A 24700-nucleotide genomic window follows, 5' to 3' on the forward strand; every position below is an offset into this window, starting at 1 on the left:
GCTTTTTTTGAGTATTTTAAAATTTATCAGCTTGCAATCACTCATTCACTCCATCCTTCATTCACTAAATCAAATAAAAATGCTTACATTTGTTTTATAACCTGATTTGCAAATAACTTTCATCAAAATTCATGAAAATCCTGGTCAGTTGTATACTGATGTGCTGTTTTTCTTCGGCTAAAGCCCAAAGCAATGCTACCGAAACCGAAATCAACAAGCAGGTGTGGTTTCCTTTTATTCAAGCGTATCAGGATATGAATGCCGACAACCTGATGCGTTTGCACGCAAAAGACCTGGTGCGCGTACCAGTTGATGCCGGCAAGATTCTTACCTATCAGGAATACGCCCTGGGGAATAAACAAAGCAATGCTTATCAACAGCAGCAAAAAAGAAAACAAAGTATTGCATTCAGCTTTGAAAACCGCATCCATAACGCAACCACAGCCTACGAAACCGGATTCTACCGCATAACGTCTACGGAATCCGACGGCAAAATAAATCATTATTACGGCAAATTTACAGTGGTACTAAGAAAAACCGAAGGGCAGTGGAAAATTATACTGGATAGCGACACAGGAAAAAACATAACAGAAACCATGTTTCTAAGCGGAAAACAACTCTAATGAAAAAACTCTTTTCCAACCTTACTTTCTGGGTTTTAACTGCCATTATCTGTGGTGTTTTACTGGGCCATTATAACCCCGGCTTTGCCCTGAAACCCATTCTCGAAAAAGGCATAAAAATTAACCTCTTTGTTTCTGAATTTGAAATAAAAACCACATTCAGTGAGATGATGAGCAGTGTTTTTATCAGCACCGTGAAACTCTTCATTAATCCTATTATATTTCTTACCATTACATTGGGTATTATATCAATGGGCGACCTGAAGAAAGTAGGCAAGGTTGGCGCCAAAGCATTGATATACTTTGAGGTAGTAACCACCATAGCGCTGATAGTAGGTATTTTTGTTGCCAACATTTTGCGCCCCGGCGACGGCGTGGTAACTGATAACATTAAGGGAGGAGATATTTCTAAATACACCCAAAGCGCGGAGCATTTCAGCTGGATAAAATTTTTCTGGGACAACGTAACTTTGCAGGTACTGGTAGTTGCCATTGCGCTGGGTGTGTTGCTGAGCAATTACTCCGGCAGGCAGGCAGTGGTTAATTTTTTGTCGCCCATTTCAAAAAAAGTTTTCTGGGCGTTGCATAAGGTAATGCTCTTTGCGCCCATTGGGGCATTTGGGGGCATGGCCTTTACCATTGCCAGGTATGGTATTAAAACGCTGCTTCCGCTGGCCAAGTTGATGGCCACAGTTTATACCACCATGGCCATTTTTGTATTTGTGGTGCTGTATTTTATACTAAACCATTACAAAATAAGCCTGTTGAAGTTTCTGAAGTATATCAGAGAAGAACTGCTGATTGTGCTGGGTACGTCTTCATCAGAAGCTGCCTTGCCGTCATTGATGGAGAAGCTCGAAAAAATGGGGTGTTCAAAATCGGTGGTGGGGCTGGTGGTTCCGGCAGGGTATTCGTTTAACCTTGACGGCACAACTATTTATTTATCAATGGCCGTAATCTTCCTTGCGCAAGTATTTAATGTGCATCTGGATATTCAGCAGATATTGACCATCATCGGTATCCTGATGGTAACCTCAAAAGGAGCGGCGGGTGTAACGGGCAGCGGGTTTATAGTGCTGGCCTCTACCCTGACGGCCATCAAGGTGATTCCGGTAGAAGGGCTGGCCTTGCTGCTGGGCGTAGACAGGTTCATGTCAGAAGCCCGCGCCATTACCAACTTTATTGGCAACGGTGTGGCTACGGTTTGGATATCGAACAACGAAAATGAGTTCGACCGCAACAAAATGAATCTGGCGTTTAGCAACATCGATAAATTTGAAGACATATTAACCGATAACATCAACAATAAATGAGTAGAAACAACTATGTCCGCCACAAAATGAAAAACGGCAGCCTGGCATCAGGCCTAAAAACCCGATTTTCTTTCCATCAAACAATTAACATTGCTTACCTTTGCCGCCAGAATCAAAATTTATTCGAAATATGAGTTCTAATAAAACACTGAAAGAAGAAGCCTTGCATTACCACGCCAAGGGGCGTCCGGGCAAAATAGAGGTGATTCCATCGAAAGAAACTGCCACACAGAGAGACCTTACCCTGGCGTATTCGCCGGGTGTGGCCGAACCTTGTATGGCCATTTACGAGAATCCGGAAGATGTATACAAATATACCGCCAAGGGAAACCTTGTAGCCGTAATATCTAACGGAACAGCCGTTTTAGGGCTGGGTGATATTGGGCCGGAAGCCGGAAAACCCGTAATGGAAGGCAAAGGCCTACTGTTTAAAATATATGCCGATATTGATGTATTTGACATAGAACTGAACACCAAAAATGTTGACGAGTTTGTAAGAACCGTGAAGATTCTTGAACCCACTTTTGGAGGTGTGAACCTGGAAGACATTTCGGCCCCTGAGTGTTTTGAAATTGAAGAACGTCTGAAAGCCGAGCTGAATATTCCGGTAATGCACGATGACCAGCACGGAACGGCCATTATTTCGGCCGCCGCGTTAAAAAATGCGCTGGAACTGGTAAACAAGAAATTTGAAGACGTAAAGATTGTTATCAATGGTGCGGGGGCTTCGGCCATTTCATGCACGCGTTTGTATAACAGCCTTGGGGCGCAGAAGAAAAACATTTTCATGTTCGACAGCAAGGGGCTTATTCACCCCAGCCGTACGAATCTGGATGGCAAAAAGATTGAATTTGCCAACGATAACCTGCCTGCTGAAACCACACTGGCTGACGCCCTGAACGGCGCAGATGTTTTTATTGGTTTGTCAAAAGGTAATACCCTGAAACAAGAAATGGTGAAGGTAATGGCTAAAGACTGTATTGTGTTTGCTATGGCCAACCCAACGCCTGAGATTTCTTATGAAGAAGCCATGGCTGCCCGTGAAGACATTATTTTTGCCACCGGCCGGTCAGACTACCCCAATCAGGTAAATAACGTGCTGGGGTTCCCTTATATATTCAGAGGTGCGCTGGACGTACGCTCGAAAATCATTAATGAAGAAATGAAGCTGGCGGCCGTAAATGCCCTTGCAGACCTTGCCAAAAAGCCTGTACCGGATATTGTAAATATGGCTTATGGCGAAAACAACCTGATTTTTGGCAAAAAGTATATCATACCGAAACCGGTTGACCCCCGCCTGCTTACTACGGTTGCACCGGCAGTTGCCAAAGCGGCTATGGATACAGGCGTGGCCAAGTTTCCGATTATTGACTGGGAGGCCTATGATACCCAACTATCGAAACGTTTAGGGCAGGATAACACACTTACCAAGGTGATTATCACAAAGGCCAAACAGAATCCGAAAAAACGTGTGGTTTTTGCTGATGCAGAAAACCTGACGGTATTGAAAGCAGCTCAACAGGTAATAGATGAAAACATTGCCATACCTATTTTGCTGGGTAACGAAAACCGCATTAATCAGCTGGTATTAGAAAACCACATTGATATTGCCGGGGTAGAAATCATAGACCCGCGCTCTGCCAAGCAGGAGCCAAACCTCAAGAAATTCGGTGAGTTGTTCTACGAAAAACGCAAACGTAAAGGCTTTAATAAGTTTGAAGCCACAATGGTAATGCTGAACCGCAATTACTACGGCGCGATGATGGTTGAAACCGGCGAAGCCGAAGCCATGATTGGCGGTATGACCCGTAATTATCCGGAAACGATTCGTCCGGCATTGCAGATTGTGGGTCGTCAGGAGGGCTTAAAGAAAGTATCAGGTATGTATATTCTGATGAGCCGTTTTGGTCCGTTGTTCCTGGCTGATACCACTGTCAACTTCAACCCGACTACTGATGAGATTGTAGAAATTACCGAACTGGCCGCTAAAGAGGTAGAGAAGTTTAATATTAAACCGCGTATTGCTTTGCTTACGTACTCTAACTTTGGCAGTGCCGACGGCGAAGATGCAGCCAAAATGCAGAAGGCGGTGTCTATTCTGAAAGAAAAGCACCCGACTATGATAGTAGACGGCGAAATGCAGGCCCACTTACCGTTTGACCTGGACTTACTGAGAGAGAATCATCCTTTCTGCGACCTGGTTGAGGGTGGTGCTAACACACTTATTTTCCCGAATCTTTCGGCTTCTAACATTGCGTATAACCTGGTAAAAGAAATTGCGAACATCGAGAAAATCGGGCCGATTCTTTTAGGTATGAAAAAACCGGTTCACGTGTTGCAATTGGGTAGCTCTGTACGAGAGATTGTGAATATGGTGGCTATTGCCGTTGTTGATGCGAAGTAGTAAGTTATTTTTGATATGAAAAGTTGTTATCTTTACTGGTAACAACTTTTTTTTATTGATGGTCCTCATCAATTATACTCTATTGAATTTTTTATTCCTCTGTTGTTACTTTTTGCGGAAAAAGTAACCAAAAACCCGCATCATTTAAACTCGCAGACTAGACGTCCGCCAATAAAAATCTGAAGTTTTTTTGCTTCTTCCATAAATATATTTCTCGATTTTTAATCGTGCTCAGACAGAAAATGATGTTTTAAGGTTGTTAATTTTAGTCGTTATTTCTTTTTCTGCGATTCACTTACACAGTGAAACTCTGTGCCTTAACTCAGTGCAACTCGTCGGTAAAAAGAAAATTACTCAGCAGGAGCCAGATAATGAAAAGGGGGGCCGGGGATATTTCTGAGAACTGTAAAAAATATTACAAACACCACTAAAGGCAATAAAAACCGGCGTGAGTAGAAAAACTCCGGAAAGATTTTTCTGCCGGTTATTTCTTCCAGAAATTTGAGGCCAACCAATGGCACTACTAAAAAAACAAGCAGGTTATTTTGTGCGGCTACAGCAAAATGGCCGTGCAACAAGGCATGAAATGCCCGCTGCCCGCCACAACCCAGGCAATATAAGCCCGTTGCCCGGTGAAAAAGACACTGGAAGTCTGGCAGAAAATTTATGGAAGGATAGAAAAAATAATAGGTGGTAACGGCCACGGCCAATACCACCAACAATATTTTAACTGATGAAGAACCCATAGTTTTAACTTTCAACTACAAAAGTACGGGCGGCCAAGTCGTGCAGGTTTTGTTCTTCTTTATTAAATAAACAAATCAGAAACAGCAAACCGCAAAACTGCCCCGTAACAAATTTCACCAGGGCCCTGATAAAGGCGTCGCCCATGGTAAGCGGCTGGCCATTCTCTTTTACTACTTTTATACGCATTATCTGCATGCCCAGTGTGCCTTGTTTAGAAGAAGCCGTAAAGAGGGTATCATAAATTATAGGCGCAATTAAGGCCAGCAAAATAATACCAAATATGCTGATACCGGCAACTGCCAGAGAAGCAATTTCGTCGGGCGATATATCCTCACCGCTGTTATAAAAACTGTCGTTAAAGCCTAAAAAGGCAAAGATTCCACCAAAGGGAATGAGCAGCAAAAACAGCCCCATGCCGAGTATGAAGCCATCAAGCAAATAAGCTACCAGTCGTTTGCCAAAGCCTGCAAACTGTACGTTTTTCATAGTAAAAAAGATTTATAGTTCAGATAAGTACTATTAAATGCCTGAATCAGGGTTACCCCGGTTTCATCGAGGTAACTGTCGGCTACAACCAAATCTAAAGATATTATCTTATATTTTACGTATTTGCTGCAAAATTCTATTTTCAGGTAGCTGAGAATCGGGTCTTGCTTATGATTAATCCTCTACAACCAGTGTTTTAACTGCCCTGTCGTGCAGGTTTTGCTGGTTTTTGTCGAACATACAAACCATCATCAGTAAATAACACATGGTTGCGGTAATATACTTTACAATAGCCCTTAAAAACGAGTCGCCGAAGTTAATTCTGCCGCCGTCTTCTCTGATTACTTTGATGCGCATGATACGCTTGCCAAAGGTAGCCTGATAAGAGGAAGCCGTAAGAACGGCGTCATAAATAAACGGAAGCAATAAAATAACACCAACCACACCCAAAATACCAAAAGCAAAAAGGATATCTAATGGCGAGTTGATGCTCTCTGAGTAGTTGTCATAGTCTTTTTTTAATGGAGCCAGCATACCAAAGAACATAATGCCGGAGAAAACCAGCATAATGAAAAAAACAAACATGATGAGGCGGTCAATAAGATGGGCAACCAAACGCTTGCCCAGACTGGCTAATTTAACATTTTGCATTGAAACGGCAGGTTAGTGTTTAGATTCAATAATCTGTGACAGATTCTCATAAAAGATGCCTGAGCATGGGGTAGTCACAGTTTTTCAATGCTTCAAAAATAAACAAAAAACCCGGAAATCAAATTTCCGGGGCTTAAAATCTTTCGGTTTTATCAGGCGATATCTTTTACCTTTATTTTTCTGAAAACATCAACGTAGCTTCTGGCGCTGGCATTGAAAACTTTTACGCCCAATGCGTTGGCATAGCGTGCCAGTACCTCATAACCGTAAAAGGCTTTATGAAGCGAAAAAAACTGCTGGCTCATGTAAGATGTTTCACGGGCGCCAATGGCATAATCTTCATTACCGTAAAAGTGGGTGTCGCTTACCAACAGGTTATTGTTTTCGTCGAGCCTGATGGCCTCATGCCAGGAGTGGTCGGCACCAAAGAGGTAAATCTCCTGATACCCTTTATTAAGCGCATAATATAGGGCTGCTACCAGCACGTTCTGGCATTGGGGCATGGCCAGGCCGCGCTTAAATAGGCCATGCACCAGCCTCTTGTAGCCTGTGGCAATGGTATAATTATAGGGTATGGCTTTGATATTCGGGTTTTCGGCCACCTGACTTCTGAAATAGGCCGACTTCCACATTCTTTTGGGTATGTACAAATTAAGCGGCCAGGTGGTGTTGTCTACAATACCTCTTAAACCGGTGCGGCCATGCCAGTGGTCGGGGTTCATAAACGCCCAGTCGAGCAACAGATAATTGGCTGGCTTCAGTTGTTTATACTGTTCTGTTACCGAAAACAGGTTAACGGCAAAGAGGTCTAGCTGCTGCAAAAACCGGGTGTCTTGCTCAAGCGTTGTTGTAAGCGACGGCCCATTGCCCAGTATACCGCAGCGGGTTGCTGTGGTTTTATCTGTTTTCAGGGTGAAATCAGACATAAACAGCACTTTAAAAACAGATACTACACTGCTAAAAAACAAACCGGCTTTTTGCTGAACCGACAATAGGAATTGAATCATAAACACAAATTTGCCACGAAAGTAGGGCTATTATCAGATTAAATCAAATAAATCCTTCACGCCCAGCATTCTGGTTCTGGTAAAACCCTCGCCGAACCTGGCACCGATAGGATGCCCCATTTCCTGCGAACGCGCCTTCAGAAACTCAAAAAACTCTGGGCTGGTGAGGTATGATTCCGGCTCAGTGCTGTTGGGGTCATAAAACTGGCTTTTATACGCACGGATTGACGCCTCTTTGATATCCCAGTATTCAGAAATATCAACCACAAAATCGGGCTTTATGTGGCGGTCCTGAATATAGTTATACAAGTGTTTGGGCCGCCAGGCAGGCTGTAGATTGCCGGTGGCATCGGTTGTTTGTATCATACGCAGGCCCGACAAAAAGCAGGCATCTAATGCCAGGGCAGCGCCTTTGCCGTGGTCGGGGTGGCGGTCTTCAACGGCGTTGGCCAGCACAATATCAGGTTGGTATTTACGGATAACCGATATCAATTTCATCTGGTGTTCTTCGTCATTTTTAAAGAAACCGTCTCTGAAACCCAGGTTTTCACGTGCTGATATTTTCAATATTGCAGATGCTGCTGCCGATTCTGCCGCCCGTATTTCAGGTGTGCCACGGGTACCCAGTTCGCCACGGGTAAAATCTACGATACCCACTTTTTTGCCTTTGGCAATGGCTGCTGCCATAGTGCCACCGCATGACATCTCTGCGTCATCAGGGTGCGCAGCCATTACAAGTATATCTAATTTCATCAGGTAGTATTTTTATCATTAAAGGGTTTAATCCTGAACTTTGACTGGCTAGTCTGCCACAGTGGCTGACTGAATGATTGATTTGATGCTGGTAAATTAAGAATCCGGTAAAATAAAAAACAGAAAATTATTGAAATCAATCTGGTACAACATCAGCGCAAGCAGGGTAATGTCAGTTCAGGATACCCATAGATATAAAAAAAAAGCGGCGCAAATAGTTTCACGCCGCTGCAAATTCTATGTTTTGATGCCTTATCTTATTCTTAGTCTGTAACCTACCCTTAGTTTGGTTCGGGTTGTGATGCGGTTCAGGCGTGTCAGGTTGCTGATGCTAGTATGGTTACGGCCGGCTATTTCAGACAGGGTATCGCCGGGGCGCACCCTTACCCATGCTTTGCGTGTTACCTCTTGCGGCTCTTCAAATTCAAAGTCGCCTTTGCTGGCTCCGCCTCTCAGGTAATCGTACACACGAGAGGTTAAAACAAACTCTGCCGAGTTAATATCAATTTTTTCAGGATTGAACGTAAAGATATTCTTGGGGTCGAAAGGATTGCCCTCATAACGTGTTTCGAAATGCAAATGCGGCCCCGAACTACGGCCAGTGCTTCCACCCTTGCCAATTTCGTCGCCTGCTTTTACAACTGTATTGGGTTCAAAATTAATTTTAGACAAGTGTCCGTAGAGGGTTTCAAGGCCATTATAGTGGCGCACAACCACACACCTGCCATAACCACTATGGTAACCAGCCACGCGAATAATGCCATCAAATGCCGCATAAATAGGTTCGCCTGTATCCAGGTCAAGATCTATACCAGTGTGCCAACGGCGCCAGCGCCAGCCAAATTGCGAATTGGTAATACCCTTGCTCATAGGCCCGGCCCAGTATCTGCCCTGTGCAATATCATACAGTTGGATAGGCACTACTTCTTCGTAGTCTTTGGCGTCAATGCCATAAGGGTCTATTACGTTGGTGTTCCAGACAGAAAAATAGCTGGCAATACTCACCATGTCGTCGCTGCCGGCAAATTTGGCTACCTCTTCAATTTCAACAATCTGCACTTCGCCTTCATCAATGCTTGATGTATCTTCATGCACGGCGGTGTTCAGCTCTTTGATGGGCTCAATTTTCAGGTTTGAGGCCTTCTCGTTTTTTGAGGCCTGAAACTCATTAATAAAGCGCAGCTTGGGTTCTTCCTCAAAGCTAAACTCGTCGTCCTGTTTCTGATTTTTACTCTGGTTTTTGCTTTTGGCATCCTTCTGGGATGAAGGAATATTGGGTTTGTTGATTTTAACGCCCCGCTCGCGCGACTGGCCGAAGCTAGCAACAGCAAATAACAGTAAAGTGGGTAGGGTAAAAAATGCCTTCTTCATTTGGGAGTAAATTTTAGGTTGCCCTATCATACAGGCCGGGCTTTGAAACCCGGCCCGTATGCAAGAACAATATTAGGCATTTCTGATTTTTAATGCAAATCTTTCTCGGCCAAATATCGCTCGGCATCAAGGGCTGCCATACATCCTGAACCAGCCGCCGTTACCGCCTGACGGTAGATTTTGTCTTGCGCATCGCCACAGGCAAAAACACCTTCAATGTTGGTTCTGGTACTGCCTTTAATTGTTTCAATATATCCGGCTTCATCCATATTCAGAAAACCGTCAAAAATTTGCGTATTGGGCTGATGGCCGATAGCCACGAAGAAACCGGTTACATCCAGTACTGATTCTACCTGTGTCTGGGCATTTTTGATTCTCACCCCGGTTACGCCGTCAGTTCCTAAAACTTCAAGGGTTTCTGTATGATACAGAATTTCAATGTTTGCTGTATTTTCAACACGCTTCTGCATAATTACCGAGGCTCTGAACTCGCCCTTACGCACCAGCATGTACACTTTTTTACAAAGTTTTGATAAGTAGTGTGCCTCTTCGCAGGCGGTGTCTCCGCCCCCTACTATGGCCACTGTCTGGCCTCTGAAAAAGAAACCGTCGCACACGGCACAGGCCGAAACCCCGTAGCCGTTCAGGCGTTGCTCAGACTCCAACCCCAGCCATTTGGCTGAAGCGCCCGTTGCAATAATAACGGTTTTAGCCACAATTTCGTGTGTGTCGTCAATAATAACTTTATGTGCCAGTGGCGTTGAGAAATCTACTTTGGTAGCCATACCCCAGCGGTTGTCGGTTCCGAAGCGCTCTGCCTGTTTTTTAAAATCTTCCATCATTTCAGGGCCCATAATGCCATCAGGATACCCGGGGAAATTCTCAACATCGGTGGTAATGGTTAGTTGACCTCCCGGCTGACCACCCTGATACATAACCGGTTTCAGACCTGCTCTGGCTGCATAAATTGCGGCTGTATAACCAGCAGGCCCCGAACCTAAAATCAACACTTCTACTTGTTCTTGTGCCATTCTATTGTTAATCGTGAATTGTAAAACTTAGTATTTTTTCAGCAGCCATTTCAGCCGCTGATACATGAACATTGATTGAAAGGCACAAAGTTCATCAAATTTGGTGTGATAGGCAAGTTTAGAGAATTTTCATTTCAATACGGCGGTTCTGGCGGCGGTTTTCATCGGTATCATTGGGCATCAGCGGCCTTGCTTCGCCATAGCCTACTGCTTTCAGCCTGGTGGCGGCTACCCCTTGTGCCGTAAGATACGCCACCACTGCCATAGCTCTTTTTTCTGAAAGCGCCTGGTTGTCTGTGTCTTTTCCTATGTTATCAGTATGCCCTGAAATCTCAACCATCAGACCGGCGTTCTGTTGCAGCAGTTGCAGCAATTTATCAAGCTCGGCAAAAGACTCGGGCTTTAATGTGGCCTTGCCCGAATCAAAAAACAAGTTGTTAAGCACTATATTTACTTCTTTTCTGACAGGCACAAGCATTACCGTAATTTGTTTGCCGTCTGCCTCTGTTTTTTCAGAGAAATCGAACGAAAGGCTTTTGCTGAAATAGCCAAGCCTGCTTACAAACAAACCAAAATGGCTGCCGTTGGGCAGCACGGCCGTGAAATCGCCCGTTTGTTTGTCAGCTTTTAAGCGTGTTACAAGGCTGTTGGTTTTTAAATCTATCAGTTCAATATCGGCATCAATGGTTTTTTCGGTGGTGGCATCCTTTACTAAACCTTTTACATAATTTACCCTGCTGAATTTACGGCTTAGTTCGTCGGGTATTTCAAATTCAACCAAACGCGTAGACCGCTGGTTGTCGGTAGAATAGTAGCCTTTTTTGCCGTCGGAGGCAATAAATAGAGCGGCCTGGTCAAGATGATTGTTGAGTGGATACCCCAGGTTTTCAGGATTGGTGAAACCATTGGCTTTTCGTTCGGTAAGGTACAGGTCAAAACCTCCCATGCCTATGTGGCCATCTGAAGCAAAAAACAAGGTATGCCCGTTGGCATGTATAAACGGCGACACCTCGTCTCTGGCTGTATTGACCAAACCTCCCAGATTGACGGCGGGTGTCCACTGATTATTCATAAATTCGCTCATCCAGATATCTTTTTCGCCAAAGCCACCGTGCCTGCGCGACGAGAAAAACAAAACGGTGCCGTCGTTTGACAGGCTGGGCTGAGACTCCCACTCGCGCGTGTTAATGCTCATGCCCATATTTTCAGGGGTGCTCCAGTCGTTGCCGGTTTTTCTTGCTATGTATAAATCGCAGCTTCCGAAACTGTCCCGGGCATCGCAGCTGGTAAAAACCAGCGTGCGGCCGTCGGCAGATATACTGCACGTACCCTCATTGGCAGCGGTGTTGATACTGGCCGATATACTTTGCGGCTTGCTCCATTGGTTGTTGGCCAGCGTAGAAAAATACAGGTTTTCGTCGCCGGATTCTGACCTGGCCGTAAAAATGAGGGTTTCGTTATCGGCCGTCAGTACCGGAAAATACTGATTACTGCTGAAATTGACTACATTGCCCATATCTGCAGTTTTTATATTGATTTTTTTGCTTTTGGCGGCCAATGCAAACTGGCAGGTTTCAAGCTGGCGGCTTAGCTGCTTTATTATCAGGCTGCCGGGTGGTGTATTTTTAAGGGCAAATTCAAACAAAGGGCGTGCCTTTTCATAGTCGCCGGTGCGCAAGGCACGCGTGCCTATGTAGGTATGTGCCTGCCTTAAGGCTGGGTCGTCAGGTTTAAAATGAATGGCTTTGGTATAATATTGTAGTGCAAGTGCCTCTTTTCTGGCTACTTCATTGATTTGCCCCAGCTTAAACCAGGCATCGGCATAGGTGGAGTCTTTTTCTGTGGCTTTCAGAAAGGCCGTTGCGGCCTCGTCGGTTTTTCTGGCTGTGTAGCTCTTAAGGCCTTTGTCGAACCATTCTTTTGCCTCCTGACTTTGTGCCGCCAGCGTTTCAATGAAGCCACAAAAAAACAACAGTAAAATCCACCGATTCATTTTAAAACAGTTTTATACATAAACGTATGGTTTTGTTGCTTATTTTTGAGGGCTAAAAATTACCTGACTATTTACGGCTAAATTTAAAAGAATGCTCCATTTATATCTTAAATCAATACATATTATAGGTTTTGTGTCGTGGTTTGCCGGGCTGTTTTATCTGGTGCGAATGTTTGTTTATTACGCAGAGGCCGACCAGAAACCCGAACACCTGCGCGAGGCTTTCAAGCAGGAATACATACAGTTACAAAAAAGAGCCTATAAAATTATATGCAACCCGGCCATGATGCTCACCTGGACCTTCGGTATCCTGATGCTCATCAACTCGCCGTATTTTTTACAACAAAGCTGGTTGCACGTAAAACTTACACTGCTGGTATTGCTGACAGGCTACCACATTTTTTGTAAAAAAACCATTGAGCGATTAGAAAAGGGTGAAAAATATATGGTTTTCAACTCTTTTCAATATCGCTTATTAAATGAGCTGCCTACGCTGTTTCTGGTAGCTATTGTGTTGCTGGCCGTAGTAAAAAACCTGCTTAATTTTTTATATCTGTTTGGCGGGGTGATGGCCTTTGGGGTTTTGCTGTTTGTGGCGGTAAAGGCCTATAAAAAGCACCGCGAAAGGAAAGTTTGAAATTTATTGAAAATATGAAAAACACAAAGGCCTCTCAACCCTGTAAAAGATGGAGAGGCCTCTGTTTATTAGACAATGTCTTTTATTTAATCGGGAAACTGACACCCACATTAATGGCCACGCCAGTATTACGAAAAGTGGTTGACGGCTCTTTGGTTACGTCTGTAAAACCATGCATATAGCGTACGTCTGAATTAAGCCATACCTGGTTTTTTATGCGGAAATTGAAACCTGCACCTACCTGCCCGCCGAAATCTACATCATTGCGAACGTCCATGCCGTTTGAAAGTTTTTTGCCGTTGTTATCGGTAGCAGAAGCAAGGAAGCCCACATACGGCCCGATAAACAACTTGGGGCGAACGGCGTCGCCGTATTCACCAAAATAATATACCCCTGATACCGGCACCTGAATGTAGTGCAGGCGCTCAAGATTTGAGCCGTTGTTTACTTTTGTACCCATTTGCGAGTAAGCGGCCTCGGCCATTACCCCCCAATGGTTTTTGGCATAATTTAGAAACAGGCCGGCGTTAACCCCGGTTAACATATCAAAAGTTTCAACTTTAGGGTTATAAGTTGTAAAGTTTACACCCACCTTTGGCCCCCATGATAAAGTTGTTTGAGCAAAGCCGGTAAAAGACATGGTAAGTAAAGCACCTAATAAAAACAGTCTGGTTTTCATGACAAGTAAATTTTAATGGTTTATTGAAATTTGTGTTAACCATTAAAAAGGGTATTCCACCAGTGGAGGAATTTACACTATCTGTTCATTTATAAGCTGTTAACCCCGCACAGACCATAAGAGACAAGTAAAAAACGTAGAAATATTTCTACAAAATGTGCTTAATCTGTAAACAGCCAGCTGTTTTCAATAAGGCCGTTACGATAAAACTGTATAAAAGCCTTTAGTTTTTCGGCATAAACATGGCCGTTCTTGATTTTAACTTCCTGTTGGTTGCGGGCATCAAATGCCTTGATTTTGTCGTTGGCAGACATCTCAAAATAAACCAGATTTTTATTGTCAATTTTTGTAACCAGACGAGCCACCTCCGAATTATAATGAAGCGCCATGCCTTGTGTGGGCGCAAAAACAGATTCGCCAAAAGGTAACACACCTGCCTGCTCCAGGTGCAGGTAGTCTAATATGGTAGGCATGATGTCTGTATGCTGGCATACCTTGCCCGGCCTGGCCACCCTGCGCAAGCCGTTTAGCTGTTGCTGGTCGGGATGAAAAAGAATTAAAGGAACACGGTATTCGCCAAGTGCCGACGCATAAGCAGGTTCGGTGTTCATCTGGGTGTGGTCGGCGGTAATAATAAATAAGGTGTTCTTATACCAGGGCTGCTTAGCGGCGGTTTCAAAAAAGCGGCGAAGTGCGTAATCGGTGTATCCGATGCTTTCGTGTACGTCGGCAGTTCCTTTCGGAAACCTGCCCGTATATTGTGCCGGAATGGTATAAGGGTGATGCGAACTGATAGTAAACACACAGCTCACAAATGGTTTGGTTTCTTTAGATAACTCACCGGCAAAGTATTGCAGGTAGGGTTCATCAAAAATACCCCAGTTATTATCAAAGTCACGTTTAACCAATTGCGCCGGGTACTGGTCCATACCACAGTATCTGCCAAACCCCGCCTGCTGAGAGAAACCCTCAAAACCCATTGACCCGTTTCGGGCTGCATGAAAAAAAGAAGAGCTGTAACCGGTTTTTTCAAGAATATTGCCTAATCCATAAAAATTGTTCGACTGATAAGACGTGGTAATGAAGGGCTCGTCAATAAGCTGCGGAATGGCAGATGTAATGGCAGGCATGGCAATGATTGACTCGCGCCCGTTGGCAAAGCAGTTTTCATAAAAAACACCCCTGGCAGCCAGTGAGTCAAGAAACGGCGTGTAACCCTTATACCCGTTTTTGTAGCCCATGTATTCACGGGCGAAACTCTCAAGAATAATCACCACCACATTCTGTTGAGGCTGGCCGTTTCTATTGGCGGCATCGATATTAAACCCTCTGGCGCGTTGTATTCTGCCCGCAAGCTGTTTTTCAGTTTCGTTAAAAAAGTTCACCTTTTCGGTTCCTTTGGCGTCAATGGTGGTCAGAAACGTAAAAGTGGTATTTAGTGCCAGGTTGCCCAGGTGATTATTATGCTGGCTGAAAGCCTGGTTAATCCGCAGGGGTTTCTCCTGAAACCCACCTCTGAACACAATAATGCTGATACCCAGCGTAAGCACCCAGACAGCCACTTTTACGTACTTGTTTCTGAATATTACGTCATTTTCGGCATATACCCTTACCATATTGATACGGGCGGTTGTTGGGGTACCCTTTATAAACAGATAGCTGATAACGCCCCAGATAAGCAACAGATACCAGTAAGCGCCCATGAGGTTAAACGCCTGCTGGCCGATGTCGCGGATGATTCCAAAAACATCAAAAATAGTGCGGCGGCCAATGAATTTGTAATATTCAAAGTCGGCAATGTTTATCCAGAAAAAAACGATGTTGGGTATCCAGTAAAGGTATTTCAGAAAAACCTGATACCTGGGCGTGTCTACAAACCTGAAAGGCAACAGCGAACACAGGGTTAGCAATGAGTTGCTGATAAAAATAGCCGACAAGTCGAATGGCAAACCAACCAGAAAAGATTCTCCGATGGCGCCAAAGCCCAGATTCTGAAAAGAATACAGATTAAAAACTACAAATAATACTCTTAAAATAGTGTAAATAACCAGCAGCCAGGCCAATCGCTTGAACCAGACAATTAAATGTAAAAAATTCATAGTGGTTTTGTAAATTTGAGCAAAAATACCGGTTTTTTATTTCTGAATTACCAACCAAACCAAAACCGGCTAAAGAAACCTTTATGGACCTTCAGACATTTAAAAGCACACTTTCGGCCACAAAAGTTCCGGAAGGTATATCTCCGTTGTTAAAAGCGCTCTGGTACGACTATAACGGCAACTGGGAGGCCGCCCATAATGTGGCCCAAAGCAAAGAAGGCACCCGCGATTACGACCGCCTGCACGCTTACCTGCACCGCAAGGAAGGCGACCAGTGGAACGCCAATTACTGGTATCGCCGGGCTGGCGAAAGTATGCCTGCGGTGTCGCTGGATGCCGAATGGGAAATACTGGCAGAGAGATTAACCAAAAAATAAATGTACTTTTGCCATCACAACCGAAAACGAGGGGATTTAAAATATTATGAATTATTTATCGGCTGAAAACATCGGCAGAAATTTAGGAGAACGCTGGCTGTTCAGGAATCTGACATTTGGTATTCTGCAAGGCGAAAGAGTGGCTTTGATTGGAGCCAATGGCTCAGGGAAGTCGTCTCTGCTGGATATGATTGTAGGCAAAACCGACATAGATGCCGGGCAAATAAGCGTCAGAAAAGATATAAGAACCGGGTATCTTGACCAAAGCCCCGACTTACCCGCAGGCAAAACAGTGCTTGAAACCATTTTTGCCTCTCAAAACGCCCTAACGGCGGCCATTAAAGAATATGAGCTGGCACTAAACCTGCATGATGATAAACGGCTGGCCGATGCCATAGAAAAGGTAGATACCCTGAAAGCCTGGGACTACGAGGTAAAAGTAAAGCAGATTCTGGCCAAGCTGGGTATTACTGATTTTGACAAGCTGATCGGCAATTTGTCTGGCGGGCAACAAAAACGTGTGGCGCTGGCACGTGTGCTGATTGAAGAACCTGATTTTCTGATTCTGGATGAGCCTACCAACCACCTTGACCTGGACACCATTGAATGGCTGGAGGGCTATCTGTCGTCATCAAATATTACTTTGTTGCTGGTAACACACGACCGTTATTTTCTGGACAAAGTAAGCAACCGGATACTTGAGCTTGCCGACAACCAGATTTATAAATATACGGGTAATTACAATTATTACCTTGAAAAAAAAGAAGCACAGGAAGCCGTTAATGCAGCTACCCAGAAAAACTACCGGAATTTGCTGCGCAAAGAACTGGAATGGATGCGCCGCCAGCCCAAGGCAAGGGGTACGAAGTCGCAGAGCCGAATTGATGCTTTCTATGACCTGAAAGACAAGACTGTTAAGAAAGGGCCGGAAGAAAAACTGGAACTGAGCATGAAAATGGAGCGCATGGGTAGCAAGATTATTGAGATAAACCATGTGAGCAAAGCATTTGATACCCATAAGGTAATTGAGGAATTTTCATACACCTTTAAAAGAGGCGACAGAATAGGCATTGTAGGCAAAAACGGTATGGGCAAAACTACCCTGCTAGAAATAATTACCGAGAAAGTAAAGCCCGATATGGGGAGGGTTGTAAAGGGTGAAACCATAAAAATTGGTTATTACTCGCAGGAAGGGCTTGATTTTAAAGACGACCAGCGCGTTATTGACGTAGTACGTGAGATTGCCGAATATGTAAAAATGGCCGATGGCACCGAGCTTTCAATCTCTAATTTTCTTACCTTGTTTCTGTTTCCGCCTGCTATGCAGTACAGCTTTGTACATAAGCTGAGCGGCGGCGAAAAAAGACGCCTGCAATTGCTGAAAATATTGGTGCAGAACCCGAATTTTCTGATTCTGGATGAGCCAACGAACGACCTGGACATATCGACACTGAATGTGCTGGAAGATTTTCTTATGAATTTCGGGGGTTGTTTGCTGGTGGTATCGCACGACCGCTACTTTATGGATAAAATTGTAGAACACCTTTTTGTTTTTGAAGGCAAGGGGTACATTCGCGATTTCCCGGGTAATTATACCGACTACCGCAACTGGAAAGACGAACAACCAGAGCCAGAAACCGAAGGCGCAGCGGCAACTAAAACACAGGCCAGCCCTACTGCCGCACCCAAACCTGAAGTAAAGCGCAAACTGAGCTACAAAGAACAGAAAGAATATGAAGGGCTTGAAAAAGAACTGGAAAAACTGGAGCAAACCAAAGCTCAATTGCTTGAAAACATGAATTCGGGTGGTGGATCTCATGAGCAACTGGCACAATGGGCCAAAGAATTTGAGAACATAAACGAAACCATTGCCGAAAAAGAAATGCGCTGGCTCGAGCTATCAGAACTGGCCTGAAAGAAGCATTATTCAACCATTATATAATTATTACCTATGAATTTTTCCAAATTTATTCTTGTTCTTTGCTTAGGCGTTTCGTTCGGCAGTTTCGGGCAGCAAAAGGGTATACCGGTACAACAATACAACCACGTGGGTTTGTACGTAAAAGACCTGCAGGCCAGCGCTAAATTTTACCGCGAAATAATAGGCCTGCAACCTTTGGGCGTGCCAGACAACCTGGTGGCCATACGCCGTTGGTTTCAGATTGCACCCGGGCAAGAGCTGCACTTATTATTAGGCAGAAACGAACCTGTTACCAATAACGATAAAAACGGCGGGCATTTTTCGTGGACTATTCCGGCCAAATCTGCCGACAGCATTGAGGCATACCTGAAAGAAAAAGGGGTGCCGTATCACCGTCAGCAACGATTTGACGGCGCTTTTCAGATTTATATTACCGACCCCGACGGCTACGTAATTGAACTGAACGAGCCAAAGGCACAGTAAATATCCACTAACGATTTAGTACAACCAAAAAGAATTTCTGATGGAGCAGATAAATGAATGGTTTAAGTATTTGTTGGATTCGGAAGAGCTAATCCGAACGGGCGGCCTGGTAGCAATAACCATGATAATTTTTATTGAAAACGGTTTTTTCTTCGGATTCTTTTTACCGGGCGACTACCTGTTGTTTCTTTCAGGCGTCTTTTGCGGTACCCGTACACTTGAAGTGCCGCTTCCGTTGTTACTTACCTGCATTTTTCTGGCGGCAGTTTTAGGCTCTTTTGTAGGGTATTTCTCGGGCTGGTATTTCGGAGACCGTATTCAGGCCCGACCAGACTCGTTGTTTTTCAAGAAAAAACATATTGAAAGCACCCGTAAGTACTTTACTAAATATGGCAGCCAGACACTCATCATTGCGCGTTTTTTGCCTGTGGTACGCACCTTCTCGCCGATTCTGGCAGGTATTGTAAAAATGAAGTTTTACAAGTTTACCATTTTTAACATTATAGGTGGGGCTATCTGGACTCTTACGCTGGTGGGCGGAGGCTTTTATTTTGGAGAGAAATTTCCAGGTATTATCAATTACGTAGAATACATAATTATTTTCTTTCTGGCCATTACCACTTTTACTGTTGTGCGTGGCTACTTAAACGCCAGAAAAGAAATGACAGAGACAAAAGAATAAAAAAACTGTTGCCCCGGCCAGGCAACAGTTCATAAAATTGTGGCAACATTTTGCCGGTTTATTCACAGCTAGTCGTTTTGAGGGACTTTTTGATTTTTAATTGTGCGGACATTCTATTTAAGTTGCCCGCACTTTTTTGTGTTCATTCTAAGGCGCTTCAAGCCCCAAAATTAACACGGGGTACATTCTGGAGTATTCTTTTTATGGCTACACTCCTACGCCGGGCTACTTTTATTTCGTAGCCATTAGTAAGATATATTCTCACATCTTTATGGTGCGCCCTGTACTGACCAATGTACAGTTTGTTAACCAGATATGATTTACTTACACGTAGAAAATCTTTCAAACGCTCGTCAGCTTCATGGTGTTTCAGCGTAGACGTTGATATTATTTTTTTGCCGTCTACCATATAAAATTCGGTGTAATTAATATCCGCCTTCAGATATACAATATCCTGCGAATAGCTTTTAAAATCTTTCAGCATGTTTTACGGTCTTTTGGGTTCATTTAGGTATTTTTAAAGTCACCGCATGCCAGCTTCAGCAAAAGAAACAGGTTTAAAATATGGCCTTAACCACCCCGTTTAATTACCTCAAATTTCCAGCGTTTTCTTCCCTTTAGAAATACCATTTTTACAGTATTTTTAATGACTCATCTACTGTCTGGACAGTAGATGTGCGGCAGATTCTTCTCAAGCCAGGCAAACCCGATAACGGATTTATTATTAATATTCATAGCACATTAGAATCGGGATGTTTAAGCTACCAATGCCTGCAAAAAGGAAATTGGGCATCCGGTAGGGATTAAGTTTCAATAGAAGGTTTATTATTCAAATTCAATCATCTTTGATTGGTGCTAATTTGAAGATTATGACTGTATTTATCATACATATACTAATGGTTATGGTTAGAAAGGTTTCTGCCAAACAAAATGCCCTGCCCGTTATAGTTTTTAATTTACTATACCAGACAGGGCTGCTTGCCTTAACTTTTATTTATTATTGGCTATGAGGTTTCTAAGTATAAAAAACCTGACTTTCTTAGCAAATAATTGACTTAGCTCGCAATCGAGGCCAATTACAATTATTGAACGTTTTTTATTGCTTTGGATGCCTTTTGGGTAGTTGCTTTAATGGCCTCTACTTCGCTTTGCTTATACACAGAGCCATCTGGCCTGAAAATATCATGAAACCACAAGGCTGGTTCGCCACCCTGCGGCATTGGCTCGTCCCACGCATAAATGGTGTTCGATTTACCCATTACAAGCCCCCAGTTAATAGCGCCAACTTTGTATTTCTCAAATACAGGCAGGCAGGTTTCAAAAGTGCTTTTGTGTTTGCGGGCCATGTATTCGGTACAAATAACCGGCCTTTTGTATTTGGCCTGCAATTCTTTTATCTGATCTTCCAGGTTTTTCGGGTCTTTGTAGTTATGAAAAGTTATGATGTCTGAATTACCCAACATAAAATCGTTGCTCATGGGGTGGTCTGTCCACCAGCCTGCCGTTATGGGCTGCGATGGCTTAGCGGCTCTTGCCCATTCGAACGATTTACGCAACAAAGGCATAACGGCGTCATTATAGCCGGAGTTACTGGGTTCGTTGAACATATCCCAAACAATTACGCGTTTATCATTAGCAAAAGTGCCAATAATACCTTTGGTGTAAGCCTCAAGGCTACCCCAGGTTCTTGAATCAAACAGCATTTTTGTGCCGGGTATTCTTACCCAGCCAGAGTTATGTTTGCCCACCACTGGTTCCATTTGTTTGCCGGCTTTGGGGTTATCGTTCCAGCAGGAGTCAAACAAAACAAACATAATTTTGATGTGGTGCTTGTCTGCAATGGCTAAAAACTGATTGATACGGCTGATAAACCCTTCTTTATCGGTTTCATAAGGAATATTGTGCAAAAAAACACGCATAATATTCATACCCAGGCCTTCGGCCCAGCCCAGTTCTTTGTCTATTGTGGCGGGGTCAAACGTATCGGCCTGCCACATTTCCAGTTCATTAATAGCAGTGGCCGGAATATAATTGGCACCCACAAAAAGGGGTTGTTTGCTGTACCAGGCATTGGCTTTTTCAACCGACCATCGCTGGGCAGAAGCCACAAAAGAGATTAAAAATAATAGCGGTAATAAGCCTTTTTTCATGCAATAGTTAATTTATGGAAGAATAGATTGTTTACAGATTATAACCGTTGGGCTTTCATTTCTTTAACGGCGTAGTCTACCGCGCGGGCAGTAAGCGCCATGTAGGTAAGCGACGGGTTCTGAGTAGATGTTGACGGCATACAGGCGCCATCAGTAACAAACACATTTTTGCAGTTATGCATCTGGTTCCACTTGTTCAGCATAGACGTTTTCGGGTCTTTGCCCATGCGCACGCCGCCCATTTCGTGGTTTTCGCTGCCGGGGTTACGTTTGGTGTCATGCAGCTGGATATTACTGAATCCGGCCTTGCTGTACATTTCAGAATACTGTTCCCAGAAATCTTTCAGCATCTTGTCGTCATTGCTGTCATATTCAACAGATACATGCAGTTGCGGAATCCCGTACTTGTCTTTCAGGTCTTTATCCAGCCAAACGCGGCTGGCTTCTTTAGGTATGGTTTCGCCCATCATGTGCGAGTTTACCTGCCATAGCCCCCATTGAGGCTTCATCAGGCTGTTTTTTAAGTCTTCACCTACCCCGCTGGTATCCGGCGAATACCCTCTTGAAGTGCTGAAACCCGCTGCATAACCACGAATGAAGTCGGTTTCCTGCTTATATACGTTTCTGAAACGTGGTACATAGCTGCTGTTGGGGCGCTTGCCGTCGGTGGTTGAATCAATCAGGCCGTCATATTCGGCTGTTATACGACCTCTGAAACTATGAAACGCCATGTATTTACCCAACAGGCCGTTGTCATTACCCAGCCCGTTCGGGAACCGGTCTGATACCGAGTTGAGCAATATCAGGTTTGAATTAACTGTTGAGGCATTTACAAAAATAATTTTTGCATAGTATTCAATCATTTCGCGCGTGTTGGCATCAATGATTCTTACCCCGGTGGCTTTCTGCTTTTTGTTGTCGTAGATAATTGAGTGTACAACCGAATGCGGGCGAAGTGTGAGTTTACCCGTACGCATTGCCCACGGAATAGTAGCAGACACGCTGCTGAAATAGCCACCATAAGGGCAGCCGCGCTCACATATTACGCGGTTCTGGCATTGCGCCCTACCCTGTTGATAATGTATGGCTTTGGGCTGGGTAAGATGCGCCGCACGACCAATGATTACGTATCGGTCTTTATAATGCTTTGCCATTTGCTGTTTAAAGTGTTTCTCAACACAGCTCATTTCGTGCGGTGCCAGAAACTCTCCGTCGGGCAGTGTGGGTACGCCGTCACGATTACCGGTTATACCGGCAAATTTTTCAACCTTGCTATACCAGGGTGCAATGTCGGCATATCTGATGGGCCAGTCTACGGCGTAACCGTCACGGGCAGGGCCTTCAAAATCAAAGTCGCTCCAGCGTTGGGTTTGCCTTGCCCATAATAATGAGCGCCCGCCTACCTGGTAGGCGCGCATCCAGTCGAAGGGTTGGTCCTGAATATACTCCTGCTCTTTGTCTTTTACCAGAAAATGCAGGGTGCTTTCACCAAAAATATAATGTCTGCTAGGTATTTTGTATTCTTCCTTTATATGATTGGGCACCTGACCCAGATGCTCAAATTCCCAGGGATTTTTAAGTGTGGTGGGATAATCTTTGATGTGCTCAATATTACGCCCGCGCTCAAGTACCAGTGTTTTCAGACCTTTCTCGGTAAGGTCTTTGGCGGCCCAGCCGCCACTCATACCAGAGCCAATCACGATGGCATCAAATGTGCGTTCTTTTATACTGTCAATTATCAGATTAGACATCCGGAATTTTCGGTTAGGGTTATATGAAAGTACAGGCGAGTTTTAAACGCCAAATACATTGTAAATATTCTAAAATTCCGGTAAAAGGTCAATACTTTTTCTTGAAAAGATTCAATTCCTTTCCAGGCGTTTTAAAACCTGTTTGCCAATGGCCGTACCCTGCTGCTGGCCTCGCTCAATGGCATCCATAAAATGTATGCCCCCGTAAAAACGCGAGATGGCAGCCTCGCTGGCAGCTTCATTGAATGATTTAAAAGCGCGCGGCGGAAGCCCGAAACGAACCTCAACGGTGTCGGTATAGCTGAAGTTGTCGCCAAAATAACTGGTGAGTATAACCGCCGAAGCCGACGAAATGGTTGAATGCCCGCTGAGGTACTCGGGGAATGGTGGTGTCTGCAACATGGGTTTCCACTTAGGGTCTATGTGCCTGCGGATAGCCGTTTCAGGGCGCACACGGTTGCTGCGGTATTTTTCTCCCCAACAGCCAATGAATCCGTCCATCAGGCCTATGGCTACGGCCGTATGTATCTGTAAGGTTTTTGCGAGACTCAGCTTTTTTTGCTGGCATACAATACCCGTAATACCCATCCAGTGCGCACCGGGCGATATCTTTTTCATGCCAACCATCAGGTGGCCGTTGTCTTGCAGGGCAAAGGGGTTGCAATCCCAGAAGGCGGCCATTTCTCTGTGTTCGGGTGTTAGTTTTTCGTCATACAAATTGCGCATGAGCTTGAAAAACTCAGAGTTTTTGTCGGTTGAAAACGACACCGGAGGCGCAGGGTTAAACTGATTGGCGGAGTCTAAGGTGAATGATCTTACGGTATGAAAATAAGGCTCAACCGGCGGAAAATACGCGGGGGGTGTGGGTATCCAGGTGCTGTCTTTACCACCGGGCGTGTACCGTTGATAATTACTTATTTTATTATACTGGTCTGCTTTAGCGTAGGCCAAAATCTGCTTGCTGATGTCTTGTGCATAAGCCACTGAGTTTTCAAGTACTTCGGCAGAGAAGCCCAATGTGCTGCATGAGTCTAGCCATTTTTGCTTGTAGTCGGCCATTAGTTTGCCCGAGGGCTGCATCTTTGCCGACACCTCCATCATGGCCACAATGGCTGCCACATCAGCCGAAAAAGCGCCATCTACTTTTGGTTTACTGATCTCGGGGTAGTTATTCAGCTTGCCCTTCATTGATGGCAGGGAGTCGTTGTTCTGTGCCATTACTTCGTATCCGGCCAGGCAGGCATAAGAAAAAAAACGGCTGGCCAATGGTGGGTTAGACACATCATGTATCATGATGTCGGTCATACGGGTAATAACATTGCTCACTTCTTTGTTATTAAGCCGGGGTAGTTTTTCTGTTTCGTTTTTGCAACCCAGCATGATAAAGACACAGGCCAGTAGGATTACTATTACTCTCATAATTGAGTGAATGAGTGAATGAGTGATTGAGTGATTGAGTGAATGAGTGATTGTGTTAGCTGAAAGGCTGCTATTTACTACCAATTTGTGAAACTTTGTAACATTAGGGTACTATGTTGCCAT

22 protein-coding genes are annotated in these 24700 nt (G+C 44.3%); 8 read left to right on the forward strand and 14 right to left on the reverse strand.

Annotated elements, in window-relative coordinates; translation table 11 throughout:
• Nucleotides 1-131: 131 nt before the first annotated feature.
• The 3 genes from NZ848_RS12840 to NZ848_RS12850 all read left to right on the forward strand — a co-directional run bounded on the left by NZ848_RS12840 (nucleotide 132) and on the right by NZ848_RS12850 (nucleotide 4340).
• The gene (locus NZ848_RS12840; protein ID WP_259015786.1) at nucleotides 132-623 is read left to right on the forward strand and encodes a YybH family protein; all 492 of its coding nucleotides are present in this window, start codon (nucleotides 132-134) and stop codon (nucleotides 621-623) included.
• Complete coding sequence (locus NZ848_RS12845) at nucleotides 623-1936, forward strand: cation:dicarboxylate symporter family transporter (RefSeq protein WP_259015787.1); 1314 nt, start codon at nucleotides 623-625, stop codon at nucleotides 1934-1936. The genes NZ848_RS12840 and NZ848_RS12845 overlap by 1 nt, the downstream gene beginning before the upstream one ends.
• Before the next feature lie 130 nt (nucleotides 1937-2066).
• Nucleotides 2067-4340, forward strand: coding sequence for an NADP-dependent malic enzyme (locus NZ848_RS12850; protein ID WP_253522534.1), 2274 nt, complete (start codon nucleotides 2067-2069; stop codon nucleotides 4338-4340).
• Nucleotides 4341-4690: 350 nt separating this feature from the next.
• On the opposite strand, the gene NZ848_RS12855 is transcribed toward NZ848_RS12850, so the two are convergent.
• The 8 genes from NZ848_RS12855 to NZ848_RS12890 all read right to left on the reverse strand — a co-directional run bounded on the left by NZ848_RS12855 (nucleotide 4691) and on the right by NZ848_RS12890 (nucleotide 12379).
• A complete protein-coding gene (locus tag NZ848_RS12855) occupies nucleotides 4691-5086 on the reverse strand; it encodes a DUF2752 domain-containing protein (RefSeq protein ID WP_259015788.1) in 396 nt (131 codons plus the stop codon).
• Nucleotides 5087-5090: 4 nt separating this feature from the next.
• Nucleotides 5091-5573 carry an RDD family protein gene (locus NZ848_RS12860; protein WP_259015789.1) on the reverse strand — a complete coding sequence of 161 codons (483 nt, stop codon included), beginning with the start codon at nucleotides 5571-5573 and terminating at the stop codon, nucleotides 5091-5093.
• 174 nt (nucleotides 5574-5747) lie between these two features.
• The gene (locus NZ848_RS12865) at nucleotides 5748-6224 is read right to left on the reverse strand and encodes an RDD family protein (RefSeq protein ID WP_259015790.1); all 477 of its coding nucleotides are present in this window, start codon (nucleotides 6222-6224) and stop codon (nucleotides 5748-5750) included.
• A gap of 152 nt (nucleotides 6225-6376) precedes the next feature.
• Entirely contained in the window at nucleotides 6377-7231 is an 855-nt protein-coding gene (locus NZ848_RS12870) for a hypothetical protein (protein WP_259015791.1), read from the reverse strand.
• A 33-nt stretch (nucleotides 7232-7264) separates the two neighbouring features.
• Nucleotides 7265-7984, reverse strand: coding sequence for a bacillithiol biosynthesis deacetylase BshB1 (bshB1, locus tag NZ848_RS12875; RefSeq protein ID WP_259015792.1), 720 nt, complete (start codon nucleotides 7982-7984; stop codon nucleotides 7265-7267).
• 252 nt (nucleotides 7985-8236) lie between these two features.
• Nucleotides 8237-9355: a M23 family metallopeptidase gene (locus NZ848_RS12880; protein ID WP_259015793.1), complete on the reverse strand. Its 1119-nt coding sequence runs from the start codon at nucleotides 9353-9355 to the stop codon at nucleotides 8237-8239.
• 89 nt (nucleotides 9356-9444) lie between these two features.
• Entirely contained in the window at nucleotides 9445-10386 is a 942-nt protein-coding gene (gene trxB, locus NZ848_RS12885; RefSeq protein ID WP_259015794.1) for a thioredoxin-disulfide reductase, read from the reverse strand.
• Between the two features lie 118 nt (nucleotides 10387-10504).
• Nucleotides 10505-12379 (reverse strand): OmpA family protein, encoded by a 1875-nt coding sequence (locus NZ848_RS12890; protein WP_259015795.1) that lies wholly within the window; start codon nucleotides 12377-12379, stop codon nucleotides 10505-10507.
• A 91-nt stretch (nucleotides 12380-12470) separates the two neighbouring features.
• Between NZ848_RS12890 and hemJ the strand changes: the two genes are divergently transcribed.
• Nucleotides 12471-13016, forward strand: coding sequence for a protoporphyrinogen oxidase HemJ (gene hemJ, locus NZ848_RS12895; protein WP_259015796.1), 546 nt, complete (start codon nucleotides 12471-12473; stop codon nucleotides 13014-13016).
• A gap of 82 nt (nucleotides 13017-13098) precedes the next feature.
• Here the strand turns inward: hemJ and NZ848_RS12900 are convergent, their stop codons facing one another.
• Nucleotides 13099-13695 (reverse strand): porin family protein, encoded by a 597-nt coding sequence (locus tag NZ848_RS12900; RefSeq protein WP_259015797.1) that lies wholly within the window; start codon nucleotides 13693-13695, stop codon nucleotides 13099-13101.
• A 161-nt stretch (nucleotides 13696-13856) separates the two neighbouring features.
• Nucleotides 13857-15794, reverse strand: coding sequence for an LTA synthase family protein (locus NZ848_RS12905; protein WP_259015798.1), 1938 nt, complete (start codon nucleotides 15792-15794; stop codon nucleotides 13857-13859).
• An 83-nt stretch (nucleotides 15795-15877) separates the two neighbouring features.
• Between NZ848_RS12905 and NZ848_RS12910 the strand changes: the two genes are divergently transcribed.
• Genes NZ848_RS12910 through NZ848_RS12925 form a run of 4 tightly spaced genes read left to right on the forward strand, consistent with a single transcriptional unit; the run spans nucleotide 15878 to nucleotide 19257 of the window.
• Nucleotides 15878-16171, forward strand: coding sequence for a hypothetical protein (locus NZ848_RS12910; RefSeq protein WP_259015799.1), 294 nt, complete (start codon nucleotides 15878-15880; stop codon nucleotides 16169-16171).
• A 46-nt stretch (nucleotides 16172-16217) separates the two neighbouring features.
• Entirely contained in the window at nucleotides 16218-18086 is a 1869-nt protein-coding gene (locus NZ848_RS12915; RefSeq protein ID WP_259015800.1) for an ABC-F family ATP-binding cassette domain-containing protein, read from the forward strand.
• 36 nt (nucleotides 18087-18122) lie between these two features.
• Nucleotides 18123-18575, forward strand: coding sequence for a VOC family protein (locus tag NZ848_RS12920; protein ID WP_253522570.1), 453 nt, complete (start codon nucleotides 18123-18125; stop codon nucleotides 18573-18575).
• Between the two features lie 40 nt (nucleotides 18576-18615).
• Nucleotides 18616-19257: a DedA family protein gene (locus NZ848_RS12925; RefSeq protein ID WP_253522572.1), complete on the forward strand. Its 642-nt coding sequence runs from the start codon at nucleotides 18616-18618 to the stop codon at nucleotides 19255-19257.
• A 157-nt stretch (nucleotides 19258-19414) separates the two neighbouring features.
• On the opposite strand, the gene NZ848_RS12930 is transcribed toward NZ848_RS12925, so the two are convergent.
• The 4 genes from NZ848_RS12930 to NZ848_RS12945 all read right to left on the reverse strand — a co-directional run bounded on the left by NZ848_RS12930 (nucleotide 19415) and on the right by NZ848_RS12945 (nucleotide 24577).
• Nucleotides 19415-19741, reverse strand: a complete 327-nt coding sequence (locus NZ848_RS12930) for a LytTR family DNA-binding domain-containing protein (RefSeq protein ID WP_253522575.1) — start codon at nucleotides 19739-19741, stop codon at nucleotides 19415-19417.
• Nucleotides 19742-20339: 598 nt separating this feature from the next.
• Complete coding sequence (locus NZ848_RS12935) at nucleotides 20340-21407, reverse strand: glycoside hydrolase family 2 TIM barrel-domain containing protein (RefSeq protein ID WP_259015801.1); 1068 nt, start codon at nucleotides 21405-21407, stop codon at nucleotides 20340-20342.
• 38 nt (nucleotides 21408-21445) lie between these two features.
• A complete protein-coding gene (locus NZ848_RS12940; RefSeq protein ID WP_259015802.1) occupies nucleotides 21446-23158 on the reverse strand; it encodes a GMC oxidoreductase in 1713 nt (570 codons plus the stop codon).
• 111 nt (nucleotides 23159-23269) lie between these two features.
• Nucleotides 23270-24577 carry a vanadium-dependent haloperoxidase gene (locus NZ848_RS12945; RefSeq protein ID WP_259015803.1) on the reverse strand — a complete coding sequence of 436 codons (1308 nt, stop codon included), beginning with the start codon at nucleotides 24575-24577 and terminating at the stop codon, nucleotides 23270-23272.
• Nucleotides 24578-24700: the final 123 nt, after the last annotated feature.

The organism is Emticicia fluvialis (assembly GCF_024793945.1).
In the GTDB taxonomy this organism is placed as follows: domain Bacteria; phylum Bacteroidota; class Bacteroidia; order Cytophagales; family Spirosomataceae; genus Emticicia; species Emticicia fluvialis.

Coding starts and splice junctions, on each gene's coding strand:
- NZ848_RS12840 (WP_259015786.1), top strand. CDS start 132: ATGAAAATCCTGGTCAGTTGTATACTGATGTGCTGTTTTTCTTCGGCT.
- NZ848_RS12845 (WP_259015787.1), top strand. CDS start 623: ATGAAAAAACTCTTTTCCAACCTTACTTTCTGGGTTTTAACTGCCATT.
- NZ848_RS12850 (WP_253522534.1), top strand. CDS start 2,067: ATGAGTTCTAATAAAACACTGAAAGAAGAAGCCTTGCATTACCACGCC.
- NZ848_RS12855 (WP_259015788.1), bottom strand. CDS start 5,086: ATGGGTTCTTCATCAGTTAAAATATTGTTGGTGGTATTGGCCGTGGCC.
- NZ848_RS12860 (WP_259015789.1), bottom strand. CDS start 5,573: ATGAAAAACGTACAGTTTGCAGGCTTTGGCAAACGACTGGTAGCTTAT.
- NZ848_RS12865 (WP_259015790.1), bottom strand. CDS start 6,224: ATGCAAAATGTTAAATTAGCCAGTCTGGGCAAGCGTTTGGTTGCCCAT.
- NZ848_RS12870 (WP_259015791.1), bottom strand. CDS start 7,231: ATGATTCAATTCCTATTGTCGGTTCAGCAAAAAGCCGGTTTGTTTTTT.
- bshB1 (WP_259015792.1), bottom strand. CDS start 7,984: ATGAAATTAGATATACTTGTAATGGCTGCGCACCCTGATGACGCAGAG.
- NZ848_RS12880 (WP_259015793.1), bottom strand. CDS start 9,355: ATGAAGAAGGCATTTTTTACCCTACCCACTTTACTGTTATTTGCTGTT.
- trxB (WP_259015794.1), bottom strand. CDS start 10,386: ATGGCACAAGAACAAGTAGAAGTGTTGATTTTAGGTTCGGGGCCTGCT.
- NZ848_RS12890 (WP_259015795.1), bottom strand. CDS start 12,379: ATGAATCGGTGGATTTTACTGTTGTTTTTTTGTGGCTTCATTGAAACG.
- hemJ (WP_259015796.1), top strand. CDS start 12,471: ATGCTCCATTTATATCTTAAATCAATACATATTATAGGTTTTGTGTCG.
- NZ848_RS12900 (WP_259015797.1), bottom strand. CDS start 13,695: ATGAAAACCAGACTGTTTTTATTAGGTGCTTTACTTACCATGTCTTTT.
- NZ848_RS12905 (WP_259015798.1), bottom strand. CDS start 15,794: ATGAATTTTTTACATTTAATTGTCTGGTTCAAGCGATTGGCCTGGCTG.
- NZ848_RS12910 (WP_259015799.1), top strand. CDS start 15,878: ATGGACCTTCAGACATTTAAAAGCACACTTTCGGCCACAAAAGTTCCG.
- NZ848_RS12915 (WP_259015800.1), top strand. CDS start 16,218: ATGAATTATTTATCGGCTGAAAACATCGGCAGAAATTTAGGAGAACGC.
- NZ848_RS12920 (WP_253522570.1), top strand. CDS start 18,123: ATGAATTTTTCCAAATTTATTCTTGTTCTTTGCTTAGGCGTTTCGTTC.
- NZ848_RS12925 (WP_253522572.1), top strand. CDS start 18,616: ATGGAGCAGATAAATGAATGGTTTAAGTATTTGTTGGATTCGGAAGAG.
- NZ848_RS12930 (WP_253522575.1), bottom strand. CDS start 19,741: ATGCTGAAAGATTTTAAAAGCTATTCGCAGGATATTGTATATCTGAAG.
- NZ848_RS12935 (WP_259015801.1), bottom strand. CDS start 21,407: ATGAAAAAAGGCTTATTACCGCTATTATTTTTAATCTCTTTTGTGGCT.
- NZ848_RS12940 (WP_259015802.1), bottom strand. CDS start 23,158: ATGTCTAATCTGATAATTGACAGTATAAAAGAACGCACATTTGATGCC.
- NZ848_RS12945 (WP_259015803.1), bottom strand. CDS start 24,577: ATGAGAGTAATAGTAATCCTACTGGCCTGTGTCTTTATCATGCTGGGT.